General features: G+C 53.8%; 17 protein-coding genes and 1 tRNA gene. 7 read left to right on the forward strand and 11 right to left on the reverse strand.

Annotation, left to right across the window (positions count from 1 at the left end):
- Positions 1-240: 240 nt before the first annotated feature.
- Positions 241-882, forward strand: a complete 642-nt coding sequence (locus tag C5Y83_RS24525; protein WP_105332454.1) for a suppressor of fused domain protein — start codon at positions 241-243, stop codon at positions 880-882.
- Here the strand turns inward: C5Y83_RS24525 and C5Y83_RS24530 are convergent.
- A complete protein-coding gene (locus C5Y83_RS24530; protein WP_146117912.1) occupies positions 843-1118 on the reverse strand; it encodes a hypothetical protein in 276 nt (91 codons plus the stop codon). The genes C5Y83_RS24525 and C5Y83_RS24530 overlap by 40 nt on opposite strands.
- A gap of 119 nt (positions 1119-1237) precedes the next feature.
- On the opposite strand from C5Y83_RS24530, the gene C5Y83_RS24535 reads away from it, so the two are divergent.
- Positions 1238-1531 carry a hypothetical protein gene (locus tag C5Y83_RS24535; RefSeq protein WP_105332456.1) on the forward strand — a complete coding sequence of 98 codons (294 nt, stop codon included), beginning with the start codon at positions 1238-1240 and terminating at the stop codon, positions 1529-1531.
- A gap of 69 nt (positions 1532-1600) precedes the next feature.
- Here C5Y83_RS24535 and C5Y83_RS24540 read toward each other — a convergent pair.
- Positions 1601-1686, reverse strand: a tRNA-Leu gene (locus C5Y83_RS24540).
- Positions 1687-1780: 94 nt separating this feature from the next.
- Positions 1781-3370 (reverse strand): PP2C family protein-serine/threonine phosphatase, encoded by a 1590-nt coding sequence (locus C5Y83_RS24545; protein ID WP_158262503.1) that lies wholly within the window; start codon positions 3368-3370, stop codon positions 1781-1783.
- Positions 3371-3714: 344 nt separating this feature from the next.
- Here C5Y83_RS24545 and C5Y83_RS29500 point away from each other — a divergent pair, with 344 nt between their 5' ends.
- The gene (locus C5Y83_RS29500; RefSeq protein WP_105332458.1) at positions 3715-4215 is read left to right on the forward strand and encodes a hypothetical protein; all 501 of its coding nucleotides are present in this window, start codon (positions 3715-3717) and stop codon (positions 4213-4215) included.
- A 25-nt stretch (positions 4216-4240) separates the two neighbouring features.
- On the opposite strand, the gene C5Y83_RS24555 is transcribed toward C5Y83_RS29500, so the two are convergent.
- The 3 genes from C5Y83_RS24555 to C5Y83_RS24565 all read right to left on the reverse strand — a co-directional run bounded on the left by C5Y83_RS24555 (position 4241) and on the right by C5Y83_RS24565 (position 7446).
- Entirely contained in the window at positions 4241-5647 is a 1407-nt protein-coding gene (locus C5Y83_RS24555) for an NAD(P)(+) transhydrogenase (Re/Si-specific) subunit beta (protein WP_105332459.1), read from the reverse strand.
- Between the two features lie 82 nt (positions 5648-5729).
- Complete coding sequence (locus tag C5Y83_RS30210; protein WP_105333039.1) at positions 5730-6047, reverse strand: NAD(P) transhydrogenase subunit alpha; 318 nt, start codon at positions 6045-6047, stop codon at positions 5730-5732.
- A gap of 181 nt (positions 6048-6228) precedes the next feature.
- Positions 6229-7446: an NAD(P) transhydrogenase subunit alpha gene (locus C5Y83_RS24565; protein WP_105332460.1), complete on the reverse strand. Its 1218-nt coding sequence runs from the start codon at positions 7444-7446 to the stop codon at positions 6229-6231.
- Between the two features lie 537 nt (positions 7447-7983).
- Here C5Y83_RS24565 and rplM point away from each other — a divergent pair.
- From rplM to C5Y83_RS24580, 3 genes are all read left to right on the forward strand, one after another.
- Positions 7984-8445 (forward strand): 50S ribosomal protein L13, encoded by a 462-nt coding sequence (rplM, locus tag C5Y83_RS24570; RefSeq protein ID WP_105332461.1) that lies wholly within the window; start codon positions 7984-7986, stop codon positions 8443-8445.
- A 97-nt stretch (positions 8446-8542) separates the two neighbouring features.
- Positions 8543-9049 (forward strand): 30S ribosomal protein S9, encoded by a 507-nt coding sequence (gene rpsI / locus C5Y83_RS24575; protein WP_105332462.1) that lies wholly within the window; start codon positions 8543-8545, stop codon positions 9047-9049.
- Positions 9050-9186: 137 nt separating this feature from the next.
- Positions 9187-9639 carry a hypothetical protein gene (locus C5Y83_RS24580; RefSeq protein ID WP_146117915.1) on the forward strand — a complete coding sequence of 151 codons (453 nt, stop codon included), beginning with the start codon at positions 9187-9189 and terminating at the stop codon, positions 9637-9639.
- 22 nt (positions 9640-9661) lie between these two features.
- On the opposite strand, the gene C5Y83_RS24585 is transcribed toward C5Y83_RS24580, so the two are convergent.
- From C5Y83_RS24585 to C5Y83_RS24600, 4 genes are all read right to left on the reverse strand, one after another.
- A complete protein-coding gene (locus C5Y83_RS24585; RefSeq protein ID WP_105332464.1) occupies positions 9662-10729 on the reverse strand; it encodes an ATP-binding protein in 1068 nt (355 codons plus the stop codon).
- A complete protein-coding gene (gene tmk / locus C5Y83_RS24590; protein WP_105332465.1) occupies positions 10726-11367 on the reverse strand; it encodes a dTMP kinase in 642 nt (213 codons plus the stop codon). The genes C5Y83_RS24585 and tmk overlap by 4 nt, the downstream gene beginning before the upstream one ends.
- A 99-nt stretch (positions 11368-11466) precedes the next feature.
- Entirely contained in the window at positions 11467-12438 is a 972-nt protein-coding gene (locus tag C5Y83_RS24595) for a helix-turn-helix transcriptional regulator (protein WP_105332466.1), read from the reverse strand.
- Positions 12365-14656 (reverse strand): TolC family protein, encoded by a 2292-nt coding sequence (locus C5Y83_RS24600; RefSeq protein ID WP_158262504.1) that lies wholly within the window; start codon positions 14654-14656, stop codon positions 12365-12367. Before C5Y83_RS24600 ends, C5Y83_RS24595 begins: the two co-directional genes overlap by 74 nt.
- 416 nt (positions 14657-15072) lie before the next feature.
- Between C5Y83_RS24600 and C5Y83_RS24605 the strand changes: the two genes are divergently transcribed.
- The gene (locus C5Y83_RS24605; protein ID WP_105332468.1) at positions 15073-15357 is read left to right on the forward strand and encodes a hypothetical protein; all 285 of its coding nucleotides are present in this window, start codon (positions 15073-15075) and stop codon (positions 15355-15357) included.
- 75 nt (positions 15358-15432) lie between these two features.
- Here C5Y83_RS24605 and C5Y83_RS24610 read toward each other — a convergent pair whose 3' ends face one another.
- Positions 15433-15921 carry a ferritin-like domain-containing protein gene (locus tag C5Y83_RS24610; RefSeq protein WP_105332469.1) on the reverse strand — a complete coding sequence of 163 codons (489 nt, stop codon included), beginning with the start codon at positions 15919-15921 and terminating at the stop codon, positions 15433-15435.
- Positions 15922-15935 lie beyond the last annotated feature (14 nt).

The following is a 15935-nucleotide window of genomic DNA, read 5'->3' on the forward strand; positions in this document are numbered from 1 at the left end:
ACTTTAGGTTCAAGTGGTTTTCACGAACCCAAGAACCCAAAGTGGGACATCCACCAATCACTCAAGCAAGTCACTACCTTATTTATATAAAAGCCTCTCAGGTCTTATGATCTGAGAGGCTTTTTTTTATGCGCGTGTCAGTGTCATGAACGGACGATTGTTGCTTGCGTCCATCGCTCAGCTCACTTAACCTTTCGACATTCGTAAATAGACAGGCAAGCAAATGTTCTGGGGTGTCACATGGCGGAAAGTGATGGCGAAGCAGTTGAAGAGTGGGATGAAAAAAAGTCCGCAATTATGCAGGAGCTTCTCGGTCCTGAGCATGACATGGTCATGCATTCGATGATCCCGTATGCAATTGGTGGATCGCTCGATCTTTACTATTATCCCAGTGGCATTCCAGGAACGGCGATCGCCACGAAGGAATGCTGCGAACTGCCGGGAAAAGGATCGAAAAACGCGGTGTTCGATTCATACGAACTGGTCATGTTCACCAAGCAAGTGCTAGCTATCGAACAGGCCCAAGACGAAAGCACACCGTTTGGGAAAGTCCATTCAAAGATTAATGCTGTCCTCAATTGCATGGCCCCCTATAGCGCCGAGGCATGCCTAAATCCTGGCGAAACTTGTGAGTTTCCTGCAGACATGGAAGTGGTTGGGGGTAAGTGTTTGATATTCGATAGCTATGGAAATCCCCCAAAGCGAAAAAAGTTGTTCGGGTTGCTTGGGGAAGTAGCGCCATTCGGATTGTTGGTTGTGATTGAAGTGTTTCGCTCAGAAATGGAGTTTGCTCGCCGAAAAGGTGGGGCTGTGTTGCTTGAAAAACTTAAAGAAGCCGGCCACTACCCGTACTCCGATCTAAATCGCCAGCCGGTGGCATGACCGCCGAGCAGGGCATACACACGAGTAAGTTGCCAATAGCCAACCGATCGATGCTGATTGGTGACATCATCCCGTTGTGTCCGATGCCAAAGGGAGGCTGCGGCGGAAGAGAGCATCTGAATTTCTTCTTCCGGCGTCCGATCCGGTTTGTCGATCAGCTCCCAGGCCAGGTTGAACGCGCTCGTGGAAAACTGGCGATGGGTAAGTTGCATGTCGAGCGAAGGAGACTCGTTCATAACGATCAGGCCAACAGATGGGAAGGTGAAGGGATAAAGTCTTTTTCCTGTTCTCCGTCCGATTCGCCTGTAACTATTTGATGGCTGAATTTTAGGATTCACCGTGTTAGAATGAGATCTTGTTTCTCGACGTTCCTGTTTTCTGCTCGGCACAACCAATCATGGCTGACTTCAAGCTTCCACCGCTTAAAAAAACGAAGAAGGGGCAGGCTCCGAAGTTTTCCGATTCCGGTCCGTTGACCAAGAGTATGGTGAAACAGGTCGAGTCCTACCTGCCCATCATTCTGACCCGCTTGAAAGCAGGCCAAGACTTCGAGAAGATCGCTCGCGACATTGCTTCCCATGCTGGAGTTCAGCCAGATCAGATCGCGAAATATGTGCAAGCGGTAATTCGAGCCGGAGCATCGGCTTAAGAAGGATCTCGCCGCCAGCGCATGAAAAAGGGTTTACGACTTAATAAGTACGCAAACCCTTATCAAAAGTGGGCCCGACTGGAGTCGAACCAGCACGTCCTAAAGCGGACACTAGGCCCTCAACCTAGCGCGTCTGCCAATTCCGCCACGAGCCCACAATATTGGCATCTGATCAAGCAAAACAGTCTACGTGAAACCCTTGAAAGGTCAAGTGGGGGACACTGCATCCCCCAGGGAAGTTCGCGCTGCTCAGTGATCGTTTTTCCGTTTCACGAGAACGAGTGTTTTGTCCGCATGAATCCCGCTCGTTACCGAATTTAGGCGTTCCTGCACGGCCCGCATGATCCGGTCGGTTGGCAAATCCATGTGCCGAACCACCAGATCGCAGAATTTGGCCTGCCAGTTCTGGCCGTCCAGTTCCTGTAGCGTTTCTGAAAGGCCTGACGAGAATAAAGCCAACGTTTCCCCAGGTTGTAGCATCGCCGTGGCCAGCTGCGGTTCTATCTCAGGGCCACTTCCTAGCGGCCACGAAGGATTCCAAAGCGGTTTCACCGAATTGTGTTTGAAGGCGAAGCCTTGCACGTGACCACACGATCCGGCTTCCATTGTGCCGAGCATCGGATCGAAAATTGCGTAGGCTAACGAGGCAAAGTGATCGCCTGCCGAGGCTTCCCAGAAGGTGCGGTTCACGCGGTCGAGCATCATCTCGGCGGTATGTGCGATCCGGCAGTTGGCTTTGACGGCGGTAGCCAGGCTCGTCGATGTCATCACGGCATCGAAGTTATCGTCCATGGCATCGCCCACGAAAATCGCCAACTTGCCATCTTCGATCACCGCCCAGTCATGGAAGTCTCCTCCCATTTCGTTACCTTGCTGAGTCCAGGCCGAAACATCCCAGCCGTCGACCAGCGGCTTCACATTCGGAAGCTGAGCCTTTTGACGATCGGCAATCTGGTTCTTTTGGCGAACCAACTTCTGCGTCGTACGGCGTTCGGAGATGAGTTGATCTCGTTCGAGGTCGACTGCAATTTTGCCAGCGATGATTTCCAGCAGGTTGGTTTCGCGTTGGGTGAAGTCACGCGAAGTCTGGGAAAAAACCCACATCGTGCCCAGCGGTGTTGTTGAGGTGGAAATCGGAATGCATACGGCCGATGGGGCATCTTCTGGACAAGGCCAGTGCGGTAGCAGCTTGGTATCTTCCAGTACAACGGCGTTGCCCGACAACGCTTCCAGGTCTGCTAAGCTACCTTCCAAGGGACGTGGAGGATCGAGTAAACGTCCTTCTGGCAGGTTGTGCGTCGCCCGAAGTTTTAATTGGCTGGTTGCGTCGTCCAGGACATAAAGCCCCGCGGCGTCAGCACCAGTGACTTCGACGGCCGAGGCCAGGGCGGTCTCGAGACGATCGGCCACATGCTCTACGGATGGATTCGCAATGACTGGAATGTGCGTGGCCAGTTCCGCTTCTTGCTTGCGGAGCGTGACTCGTAAACGGTCGATTTCGGCCAACAGAAATTCAAGCCCACCGGCGACACCACCAAGGCTTTCCAGTACGACGGCATCGTCTTTGTCTTTAGCTTTCGGTGCCTGTTCGGCGGCCGCGTGCAATTCGATGCGTGCGGTTTTGCCGCCCCGTGTCACGTGATGCTGTGACATCCGCTTCCCCTTGTTCGATGAACGTTCTTCGCGAAGCGCCAAGCGAAAGCCCGTTAAGTCGGCCATGGCCTGGGAGATTTGTGTCAGCCCAGGATAGGCTTCCTGCTTCTCGGTTTCGCTAACAGGGGACTCTTCGCGATGGACTCGCAAATAATCGGGAATCTGTCGGGGCATAGATTTGGCCACGTACTGAAGTTTTCTTGAGCTATGCTTCGTCCGTGACCATCGACTACGAAAGGCTCTCGGCAAATCCAATTGCCAGAACATCTCGTCGGAGCGGCATCCTTCGCCGCCTGTAGTTGGAATCGTCACGCTAGCCGTTACACATTAGCTAGTCTTGCTAGTTTCTCGGACTCCCGTTCCGATCATGCCTCCTGCGCAGGCGATGCGGCTTACGCGGTCAAAAGGTATACAGCCGTTTTTCTGATCTTTTTCGGAAAGGCGTAAATCGCGGTGACCTAACGTGTCCTTTCGGTAGCTGAACATCAGAACAGTGCTCTTGCGAATTCCTCTTTTTTGGGAGATAAGCCATGTTCTGGCATTACACAACCGGACGTCATATCGATGCCATTTTCAACCAAGGTGTTCTTCAATCGCATGTTGCCTCTTGGGCTCAAGGTGGCTTGCCGGCAGTTTGGTTTTCGACGAACGATGCCTGGGAGCCATCGGCCAATTGTGCGGTTCACCGTGCCACCACGCGGCACCGCTTGCTTGGGACGCGTGAGATGACCGAGCTCCTATGCGACGGCCTATTCCGTATCTCGGTGAAGCCGAGTGTAGGCGTTGTGACGTGGGGACAGTACTGCGAAGAAAGCCGCCTCACCAATCGCTGTGTTGAAGCTTGTCGGCGTGTTGCGGCGATTGAAGGATCGCATCCTGGACGTTGGTTGGCCTGCATGGGGGAAGTCCCCGCTGACGAGTGGCTAAGCGTCGAACGCTGGTACGGCAATCAATGGGGTGTGATTGAAGGAATGGAAGAGATCTTGCCACTTTGGGAAGAAGAAGATTTCTTGTTATCTGCCGCTGGATAACAAGATGGTTTGGTCCCGATCGAGACTACATCTCTTTCACGGCGTTCACAATATCGAGTACCGCTTTCTTGCCATCAGAGAAGAACATCAGTGTATTCTCGGCAGCGAATAGCGGGTTAGGTATTTTCGCGAAACCTGGACTAAGGCTCCGTTTGATCACGATCACGGTGCGTGCCTTATCGACTTCGATGATTGGCATGCCCGAGATGGGGCTGTTGGGATCGGTGTTAGCCAATGGGTTTACCACATCATTGGCACCAATCACGATGGCCACATCGACTTGGCCCATGGTTGGGTTGATTTCATCCATTTCCTTGAGCTGATCGTACGGAACATCCGCTTCGGCCAGCAACACGTTCATATGCCCCGGCATTCGTCCAGCAACCGGGTGAATGGCGTACTCGATTTCAATTCCTTTATCTCGCAGAAGGTTGGCCAAGTCACGTACGGCGTGCTGGGCCTGAGCGACAGCAAGTCCATAGCCAGGAACAAAGACAACACGTTGCGCCGTATCGAGAATCATTGCGATGTCTTCTGCCGATGTGGACCGGACATTCGCGTAGATTTCCTCGTCGGAACCGGCTGGGCCGCTGCTTGCCTGCATGGTGCCGAACAAAACGTTGACCAGCGAGCGATTCATCGCTTTGCACATGATTTGCGTCAGGATGACTCCCGAGGCCCCCACCAGCGAGCCAGAAATAATCAGCACGTTGTTGTCGATCACAAAACCGGTTGCGGCTGCCGCGAGACCGGAATAGCTGTTAAGCAGGGCAATCACCACCGGCATATCCGCCCCACCGATTGGCATTACCAGGGTAAATCCAAGGATTGTGGCCAGCACAAAGATCGCCAGATAGGGCCAGCCAACCCCGGCCGTGGTCATTACGATCAACATGAGGATCGCAGCGACCGCGATCAGGCCATTGATCGCTTGAGGATAAGCAATGGGCAATGGCCGCTCGAAGAGGTCGATTTCCTGTAGCTTTCCAAACGCAACCAACGATCCCCAGAAGGTAACGGTGCCGATCAAGCCAGAGAGCCCCGTCGCCAGCTTCACATCAGGTGTTGCAGTCGCATCGGTCATGCCTACCAGTTCCGCTCCGGCAACGAATACAGACGCACCACCCCCGAGACCATTAAACAAGGCAACCAGTTGCGGCATTTGCGTCATCTCGACTTTGATTGCCATGGTGGCGCCGATCGCACCTCCGATCGCCAGGCCGATGCCGATCATGAGCCAGCCAGGCCAACTTGCGTTGCCGTTGGCGATAATCAAATAGGCAGTGACCAAAACGGACAGCAACATGGCGACGCTGCTGATCAAGTTACCGCGCACGGCACTACGCGGATGGGCCATCATCTTGAGGCCGACAATGAACAGAACCGCAGCGACTAGATACGCAAGGTTGACGATGATATGGGAGTCGAGCACGATTGCTCCTTCTTGTTGCTTACTTTCGTCCTCGGTGGCACGGCTTTGCCCTTGAGCCGCGGTACTCGATCTCGCAAATCTCTTACCGCTTCGGTTTAAACATCGACAGCATCCGATTGGTGACCATGTAACCTCCGACCACGTTGACGGTGGCAAGGATAATCGCGAGAAAACCTAACATCGAAGCGAACCAGTTTTCCCCCAATGCAGTCGCCAACAATGCCCCGACGATCGAGATCCCTGAGATCGCATTCGAGCCAGACATCAGTGGCGTATGCAGCGTCGGGGGGACTTTGGTGATGATTTCAAATCCGACGAAAACTGCCAGGACGAAGATCGTGAGACTTGCTACTAACGCGGTCCACTTGGTGTATTTCTGTGGCGCAGAGTCACTTGCCATCGATTGAGCTGCGTCCTTAGAATCAGTGGGTTCGATTTCTTCCGGTTGGTTCACTTCGGCCTTAATTTTAGGAGTTTTTGAGTCGTCGACTGCGGTTTTCTCCTCTTTCGTTTCCTGAGCCGACACGAGGTCGACACCCAAACTTCCCACGCAAGAGACGCACAGCAACAGTATCAATAGGTTACGCATCCGTCGATTTCTCCTGTTTGTCTTCGCTGGGGTTATCGCCTGGGGAAGGGGAGAGGGGAGGCAAGTCCATCATGCTGCGGAGTCGAGCATTGACAATTTCACCTCCCTGGGCGGCGATGGTGCCAGCCACGATTTCGTCGTCCATGTTCACGTGAAGCTGCTTATCTTTCACCATGTTCAACAGAAACTTTGTGATGTTGTTGGAGAACATCTGACTGGCGTGATTAGGGATTTCGGCCGGAAGATTCGTCGGACCAAAAATCGTGATGCCGTCTAAGTCGACCCGTTCGTCCGCCAAGCTGGGTTCGATATTTCCACCTCGTTCGGCAGCGAGATCGATAGCGATACTTCCCGGGGCCATCCGTTTGATGCCTTCGGTAGTGATCAGCAGAGGTGACTTACGCCCAGGAATCGCAGCCGTGGTAATGACGACGTCATTTTCAGAGCAGACTTCGCCCATGTATTCGCGTTGTTTCTGGTAGAACTCTTCGCCGAGATCTTTGGCGTAGCCCCCTTTGTCCTGCGCCTCGGTTGCCGCGAGCTGAAATTGAGCCGATTTGGCCCCGAGGCTTTCAATTTGCTCCGTCGCTTCCGGGCGAACATCATATGCGGTGACCACGGCGCCTAGCCGCTTGGCAGTCGCAATCGCTTGCAGACCAGCAACCCCAGCTCCAATCACAAAGACTTTGGCCGGCGAAAGCGTTCCCGCAGCGGTCATCAACAGCGGGTACATCTTTGGCAAATTCACCGCGGCTAGAAGGACCGAGCGATAGCCGGCGATTGTTGCTTGAGATGATAGGACGTCCATGCTTTGGGCACGCGTGATTCGCGGGATCATCTCTAACGCAAAGAGGTTCACCTTCCGATCGGCTACTTCCTGCAAGGCTGCTAGGTTACCGAGCGGATCCCACATCCCTACCACAATTTGGTCCGGCTTCATCCATTGGAGATCTTGCTTGCCTGCCTCCGGATTGGTTCCGTAGCCGCGAACTTGAAATAAGATGTCGGATCTCTCGAACGCTTCCTGACGAGACTCGACCAATTGAGCCCCTTTTTCAAGGTAGAACTGGTCAGGGAAGCCCGCAGCGGTCCCTGCTCCCTTCTCAATGAGAACGGTCGCTCCAACCTTGGCCAAGTTCGGAATTGAGGCGGGCACCAAGGCAACCCGTTTTTCGCCGGGGAAGTTTTCGCGCACGACGCCAACAATCATGATTGGCCTTTCCTGGGAGAACTCGGAGGGTGTCTATCGTAGGATCCGTCTGCTTTCACGACGATTGGTTCCCTTTCGGTAACTGATCGACGTGTGGCTTTCCGCGAGGCGCGAATGTCAAGGAAAATTGTCCCATACGTAATATTCCTTGTGAAGACGCGTCGTCGGATCGTTTGGCCAATTGGTAATCTGCTCAGGAAGACTTTGCGGAGTAAGTCGTTACCTGCGCGAAGTGATAAGGAAGCGGACTGCTTGTCGGGACACGGCGTTTCGCTTTAAATCAATCCGGTTTGGCTGGAGGGAATCAAGTAAGTTCGCATTCCCCCGGACATGGCTCCAATTTCTAGGATTGGACCCTTGTGAGGTTTCCACCCTCGCGGTAAGATACGTGTTTCTAATTTCCCCCAGCATGCCGACAGGGTATGTAAAACCTTGCGGGGACTTAGGTTACGAAAGCCACGCGGTTTTTGTGGTTCAAGCTTCTTCAGCGGTAAGCAGGAGGCCGGCTTGAGCCCCAGCAGTGAAATTAACAGAACGATGACGACCAAAACTTTCTCAGCCAAACCTGGACAAGTCGAGCAGAAATGGTGGCTCGTCGACGGCGAAGATCAAATCGTCGGGCGTTTGGCCAGCGACATCGCCGTGCGTCTGATGGGCAAGCATCGCCCCACCTACACCCCGCACGTCGACACCGGCGACTTCGTCATTGTCGTCAACGCCGAAAAGGTGAAGTTCAGCGGCACGAAATGGGAACAGAAGCGTTACACCTGGTACACCGGTTATACGCGTCAGCGGAGCGAATCGGCCGCGGAACGTTTGGAATCGCATCCAGACGAAATTCTGCGTGAAGCCGTTCGCCGCATGCTTCCTAAAAACAAGCTTGCCACGAAGATGCTTAATAAGCTGAAGATCTTCGTTGGTCCCGATCACACTCATCAGGCCCAAAATCCAGAAAAGCTGGAAGGCCTGGGACAGGTTCGCCAGAAGAAACGTGACTAGTTCTGCTAGTTGCGATCGTGGCGGTCGCGATTGGATGAATCGCGATCCTGTTTCTGATTTCTCCCCGAACATTTCTGGTCAATAGAGTTAGCAAGTTATGTCGACTGCGGATCCTCAAAGCGAAGACGTGCAAGAAGAAGTTGCCGTAGAAACTACCACTACCACGGAAGTGGCTGAGCCGGCGCCGGTTAAGCACGTTAAGAAGACCGACCCTAAAACGGGTGAACATCTGGGCACTGGACGCCGTAAGTCGAGCGTCGCTCGTGTCCGAATCAAGCCAGGTTCCGGTAAGATTGCGATCAACGATCGTGAACTGAGCGAGTACTTTCCGCACGAGCAGGACCAGAACGCTGTCATGGCTCCGCTTCGCGATAGCGGATACGACAGCAAGGTCGATGTCCGTATTCTGGTCACCGGTGGTGGTCCAACCGGACAGTCGGGTGCCTGCCGGATGGGCTTGGGTCGTGCCTTGCTGAGCATGGATCCTGAAGTTGGTCACCAGTTGAAAGACAACGGTCACCTGACCCGCGATAGCCGTATGAAGGAACGTAAGAAGTACGGTCTGCACGGTGCCCGTCGCGGTACACAGTTCTCGAAGCGTTAATCGCCGAGACGACAATTCGATCATCGAAAAGAGCCTGGTCTACGGACGAGGCTCTTTTTGCGTGCGCAGTGTTTATTCGTTGCTCTTATTCGGGAGGTGCTGCACAGATGGCCAGTTGGGTATGCGACGACTCTTCTATGGATTTACGTGTAGGCAGAGACCAGCGGCAGCCAAGTTGGTATGCGTTTACTTTGTTGGAGCTGCCTTACACGCATCCTGGTGAGTTGTTTGATTATCGAATTGTTACGCCTCCGATCCCTCCCTATGTGGCAGATGACGAAGAGGAATCAACGCTTCAAACCTGTCCGCAGTGTCAGCGTCTTATTCGTGTTTGTGACGCTGGCTTGTCTTACTGCACGAATTGTTTTGGCTTGCTTTGTGTGACCGATGCCTGGGAGATTTTGCAGGTGAAGCCTCATCCGCTCCAATGTCCTGGATGTTTTGGGGAATTGGAGGAAGGGGATTACGAGACCTGGGATGACGGTTACTTGTGCTGCCACCTTTGTGGCGGTCTCTTTGCGGGAAGCGATGCCGAGCCTGATGGCGTTCAGATGGTCGTGCCTGGTAAGGAAGAGTTTTGGCCGGCTTAAGGAGTCAGAATTTGCCGAAGGGTTAGAAGGTCTCGATATAGCCAAGTCGAGCAGCCATGGCCAAGTCATCCAACCAGCTTTCGACCAGGGTGGCGATATTCGCGTTGGCGTCCAGCTGGATTTCGGCTTCCGCACATCGTTGCAGACAAGCAGCGGCTCCATCGAGGCCGGCAGGAATTGCCATGACGGCTGCACGGAGGGCGGGGTCTTGCGAGGCGTCCAGTGTGGCGGCCTGCGCCAAAGGAACCAACTGATTTCGATAGTAGTCGGCGGCCAGCTCGATCAGGTGAGATAATGCCTCGCGTTTCTTCGGGGCATCGTCTCCCATTTTTTGAAGATAGTCTGCGACGTCTTTGGCGAGCTGAACACTATGAAAGTCGCGTTTGGCCAGGCTGCTTAGTACGACCTCCGCGATACCCTGCAGGCCTTCATCGCGAAGTTGATCGGCACGAGCCAGACTTCCTTTGCTTTGCTTGGCCAGTTTTTCCGCTGCTGCTTCATCAGCGACCCATTCCAGTTCGAGGAGTAGCTTCTTCACGATATCGTCCGACAGCGGGGCGAATCGTAGGATCTGGCAGCGAGAGCGAATGGTTGGAAGCTGTCGCTGTTCGCTCTGGCTAATCAAGATGATCACGCTGTCCGCGGGTGGTTCTTCCAGCGTTTTCAGCAGGCAGTTCGCCCCTTCCTGATTTAGGTCGTCCGCATCATCCAGGATGGCGACCTTACGCTGACCACGGAACGGACGCATCGCAATATCGTGGCAGAGACCTGCCTCCATGCGATGTTGTCCATCGCCAATCAGCAGTTCGACAGGAATTCGGGTTTTATCTTTGGGGCGAGAAACGGTGAGCAAGTCGGGGTGCGTCAGGGCGTCGACCTGTTTGCAATCTTCACAGTTACCGCAAGGACGCATGTGATACGGCGGGACGTTTTGGCAAAGAAGCGTTTTGGCCAGCATGAGGGCGAATTTTCGTTTGCCGATCGAAGCGGGGCCAACAAACAAAAACGTACTCGCCAGACGATTCTTGCTGAGGGCGGTAGCGAACATTTCACGGATTCGATCGTGCCCCAGAATGTCGTCCCAATTCATCGAGCCATCTCCTCCAGTCGTTGGATCACCGCCTCGCGGATGGCCGTTTGGATCGTTTCAATTGGCTGTGCTGCATCGACTACCGCAACGTGCGGATAGACCTCGGCTTCCTTCAGAAAACCTTCCCGAACCCGATGCATGAACGCTACCCCTTTGGCTTCCATGCGATCAAGGTTTTTACCTAATCGGGGGAACGCCACGTCTTCGGGCAAATCGAGAAGGATGGTCAAATCAGGCATCACGTGATCGACTGCGACCTTGCCCACGCCGCGGACATCTTCCAAATCGAGCCCAGACGCATAGCCCTGGTAAGCAATATTCGCCAGTAAGTAACGATCGCAGAGCACGGTCTTTCCGGCTGCAATTGCCGGACGAACGACGTCGTCCACTAGTTGTGCTCGAGCTGCCATATACAGCAGCATTTCGGTGCGTGGATGAAGATCGAGTTCTTTACGATGCAGTAGCAAATCTCGCACGCGTTCTCCGGCTTCGGTGGTGCCAGGGTCGCGACATAAGACCACATCGTGCCCTTGCTCGCTGAGCCATTCGGTCAGCAAGTCACGTTGCGTCGATTTACCAGCCCCATCGATTCCATCGAACGAAAGGAATAATGGGCGAACTGCGTTGGAATTGGTCATGCCTCGGATTGTAAGGGAGGCAGGACGACCGGCAAAGGATAGTACAGAAGAATCGGATGCAGGGCCCCATAATGGCGGAAGCAACCTACGCCAAGGAATCTAGGCACCGTAGTTCTCAAGGATCTTGCGGGCATGATCGGCGATCAGCTGTCTTAACGATTGTGGCTGTATGACTTTGGCTCGACTTCCGTAACCAAGAATCCACCAGCTGATTTCTCGAATGCCCGAGACAGTCACTTCGTAGTCGATACTGCCGTCATCATTCCAATGGATTTGTTGTGTCTTGTGCCACTGTACTTCGGCCACGTTCTGAGCGACCAGCGGATCGAATCGCACGATGATTTGTTGATCGGGGCCTGGCTCAGGAATCATATGCCAGGCGTTGCGCAGGAATCGATCAACCTGGAAGTTTTGCGGGATTTCAAACGTGTCGTCGAGGGTGGTGATCTGCTCGATGCGATTGACTTTAAATGTCCGCACAGCACGATGAATCGAACTCCGACCGATCACGTACCAACTGTGTCGACTGAACAGCAGTTTGTACGGCGATAGCTTCGTCTGAATCACGTCCCCATCGAAGATGCTGCGATATTGGATTCGCACATTGTGGCGATGGCCTGAGGCGTCGACGAGCGTTTGATAAGCGGACTGGGCTTCTTCCGGTTGATTGACGGGATTGAGTTTAATCTCGACGGAGTTCGAGATTTCTCGCAGTTGCCGCTTCATATGTTCTGGCAAGCTGTTCTCGAGCTTGGTGGCTGCCCGTCGAGCGGAAGAATAATACGGCAAGCCAGTGCCGTCTCCCAGTTCATGACAAAGCACCATGACCGAGAGTGCTTCCTCTGAACTCAAGTTCGTGGGAGCCAGGAAATAGGTTTCTGGAATATGGAACCTGCCCCCTTCTGCATCGAAAGCGAGCGGCACGCCGGCCGCTCGCAATGTTTCTAGATCTCGAAAGATGGTGCGCCGGCTAACACCGCACGCATCGGCCATTGAATTAACGTTTTGCGGCCTGCCACCCTGAAGCAGTTGCAGCAGTTTTAGCAGGCGTTGGATTTTGGCCAGATTCATGCGATGCCGACTCGATGACGCGTCGCGAAGCAGGTTTGGCAGCCGATAGCGGCTGCGGCGTGCTCTTCGATCCGCGGACTTCAGAAACCAATTTGGTTAGCCCTAGTTTATTCCAATCGAGTTCCGATTTCGATTGGGGCGAACTGCTGGCCATTTGGGTCTTGGCTGGCGGCTCTAGGCTTACAGCGTCGAGTGAGGTTGGCATCTTGGCGGGCGTAGGGATTTCTTCCCCGTCTTCCGAGATAGTGCCTTCTTCGATGATCGTACCTTCGTCCGTGTAACCGTAGCCGGTCGAACCTTGAGGGACGGCTCCTCGGCTGATGACGGCAGGGCGAGTGTAACCGTAGTCCATGTAGTGGCTGGCCGAGCGACGTCGGGCATGGCCTTGAGCGTCGAAGTAAGCCTTTTCTGGCCATGGTCCTTCTGCCAGGAATACTCCGTTGTAGTCGAGCAGCGTACCCTTTCGCATATGAACGTCTTTGATTGCGATGTTATACCCAACCAAAGATTGGAAGTAAGCGATCTGGGCGTCACTGCGGCGGCGTTGAGCGTCCAGCAGCAAGTCGAGTGTGACGGTACCGGTGTCGTAGGCGGCCTGAACCGAGTCGACTTCGCGGTCGGCGGCAATCAAACGGTTAAGGTTCGATTGGACCAGGCTGTAGTTCGAGTCGAGGTCACGGATGGTATCGGTCAGAAGATGTGAGACTTCCAACTCCATATCTTCCATCACGGCTTTGGCTCTGGCGATTTGGAGTTGAACATTACGTACACCGGCCAGTTCCTGGCGGAAGCCAATCGGCATCGAGAACTGAGCACCCAAGGTATATTCCTGGTAGTCGCCCTCGGTTAACACGTCCCAGGCCTTGCTACCGACTTGGTTAAAGTTCCGGCCTGATCGATTCCCACTGATCAACTCGTCACCCAAGCCGAGGAAGCGGTACAAGCCCACCACGTCCAACTGGGGGAGCAACTGATTACGAGCGGTGATCAACTCGACTTCACGTTGCTTGATTCGCCAGCTTTGACGACGAAGTTCCGGACTGCGGGCCATTGCTTCATTGTGAATCTCGAACCAATCAAATTGCACCCAAGCATCGGTTGGTTCAGAAGCAGGTCGAACCAAACGTCCATCGGTCGCTGCCAAGCCCATGAAGTAACGCAGGCTACCTTCCGCTTTGTATAGATCTCGCAGAGCACTTTCGGTACGGCTGCGGAATTCGAAGTATTGCTGTCTAGCTTGAGCTTCCTTTTCCGCTTCACCCCCTTCGGCACCGTTGGTCATCAGCGAGTGAACGCGACGCCAGGTAACCAGGGCACTATCACGACCGGTCTTGGCTGCTTCCAAGTTGTGGTAAGCAAAGTAGAGTTGCCAGTAAGCTTCTTCTACGTCGCTGACCAGGTTGCGGATATTGGTCTCGAAGTCAGCCAAGCTAACGTCTTCGCGGATTCGAGCAAGCATCACATTCACGCGATTGACCTGGACGCCGCTGCCTCGCAACAGAGGATGGCGAGCTTCCATTTCCACGTTGGCCAACCACGAGCTTGGATAGATCAAGCTGGTTCGGTTGTTGTAGTCGTAGGTATTGTTTTGTCGCAACGACCACTGAGTACCGGTGGCGGCCTTCTTGGTCAATTCAACGTTGCCGGTGAACAGGTTCTGGCCAAACTGAGCGACGAAGAACGGGTTGCCCGTTTGAAAGTTTTGTGGGCGGTCGACTCGGTCCCAGTTGAAGTTGGCGTTCAACTGAGCATCGAACTCGGACAAGGCTGCTTCGACACCGAACTGTGGGTCGGTCGAGACCAACGCCGGATCGTAGATTGTTGGAACAGCGTCGTTACGCGTCGTCAGCGAAGTAGGGATCGCATCCGAGGTAAGCGTAGTGCCGGGGATCACACGGAATACGGCATTACCACCCGCGGTACGAATCGCTTTGCTGTTCTTGAGAGAATTGGCGACCGCTTCCTCGAGGGTTAGGTTCCAAATCTTCGATTCATCCATCTCGAATGGATCGGAGATCGTGAACGGAGCCTCTGCGTTCTCTACCTCGGAAAGGCGATGGTGATCGACATCGGCGTATTCGATATCGGTCGCCTTATCCAGATAGAGGCTCAAATCACCCGACTCTTTGAAGTAAAACGGCTGAGTCGGTTGGCAACCCGTAAAGATCGTGGTGCCAATGAGCACAAGCATCCAGGCTTGATGGAACTGGGTTTTCATGGGATACCGAGTCCTGATTTGTTCCATGCGCGTCCGTGCGCACTTCACTTCGGAGGAAGTAAGTCTCTGCTAGTAAACATGACGGCTATTTCAACCGTGCCATGTCGTATCGAATGTTTCTCGGCCCCCCCGAGGCTGAATCTTCTCACCCCGGCACGCAGGCGCACCGACATGAGAAAACTCAGCACTACTGGTATCGTCGAGCTAATCGTCAAACTTTGAGAAAACTGTGTGATCCGCAAAGTTTTACTTCTTGATGGCAGCAGTGCTGGCGGTTTCTTCTCGGTTGAGGGCTTTCGCTGTTCATGGATTGCGGCAAGATAGATGTTGCAAACGCTGCAGAAACAACGAGTTGTGTCGCGAGTATGCGATCGGAAGAGAATACCAGCGTACATGCTCGGTCGATGGGGTGATTAATGGAAACCGCCGAACAATTAGTCCAGCACGCCAGCGAGCTGTTGGAGATCTTGGAGACCGGGGCGCCATTTTCTCCGGACGATCTCGCTGATTTGGTTCAACACGTCGAGCTGTTTTGCGACCACTTCCCCCCGGGTGAGGAGGTTCCGCGTAAGGTATCGCGCTTGCTCACGGAGTTGGTGCCAGCACTCGATGCGGTGAGCCAAAACTACGAAGGGGAACCAGCCGAGCGGATTCAAGAGACTGCTTCAACGCTGTTTGTCATCATGCTCGAGAAGTTGTAAAGAAATAAAATGCCCACGGACTTTCCAACGAAAATCCGTGGGCAAGCATGATGGTCAGATTGATTTGCCGTCCGATTAGGCCATCGCGGTGACATTAATCTTACGCGAGAGCTTCGTCAGCTTCTTATCGGCAGACTCTTCGTCGTTGAGGTTTTGGCCGAGTAGATCTTTCGCCTTGCTGTAGCCAAGCGCCTTGGCCCAAGTGCAGAGCGTCCCGTATGTGGCGATTTCGTAATGCTCGACCTTTTGAGCCAGGGCAATAAGGAAGGCGTCCATCACCTCGGGATCGGCTTCTTCCTTCATGGTCTCTTGAGCTTCTTCGATCAGTCCTGCCATCGCCTCACATTTCTTGGCACGGGCTGCCTTGCCAGTTTCCTCGAAGGCTTGTTCAGCTCGTTTGACATGCTCTTCCGTTTCTGCCAAATGGTCGCGGAATGCTTGGGCGAGATCTTCCTTGGAGGCCTTTTTTGCCATCTTGGGCAAAGCCTTCAACAGTTGCTTTTCAGCATGATAGATATCACGAAGTTCGTCGTAGAATGCGTCGGCTAGGTCTCGCATGGCCATGGTGGTTTCCTCCT

The organism is Blastopirellula marina, from assembly GCF_002967765.1.
Taxonomy (GTDB): domain Bacteria; phylum Planctomycetota; class Planctomycetia; order Pirellulales; family Pirellulaceae; genus Bremerella; species Bremerella marina_A.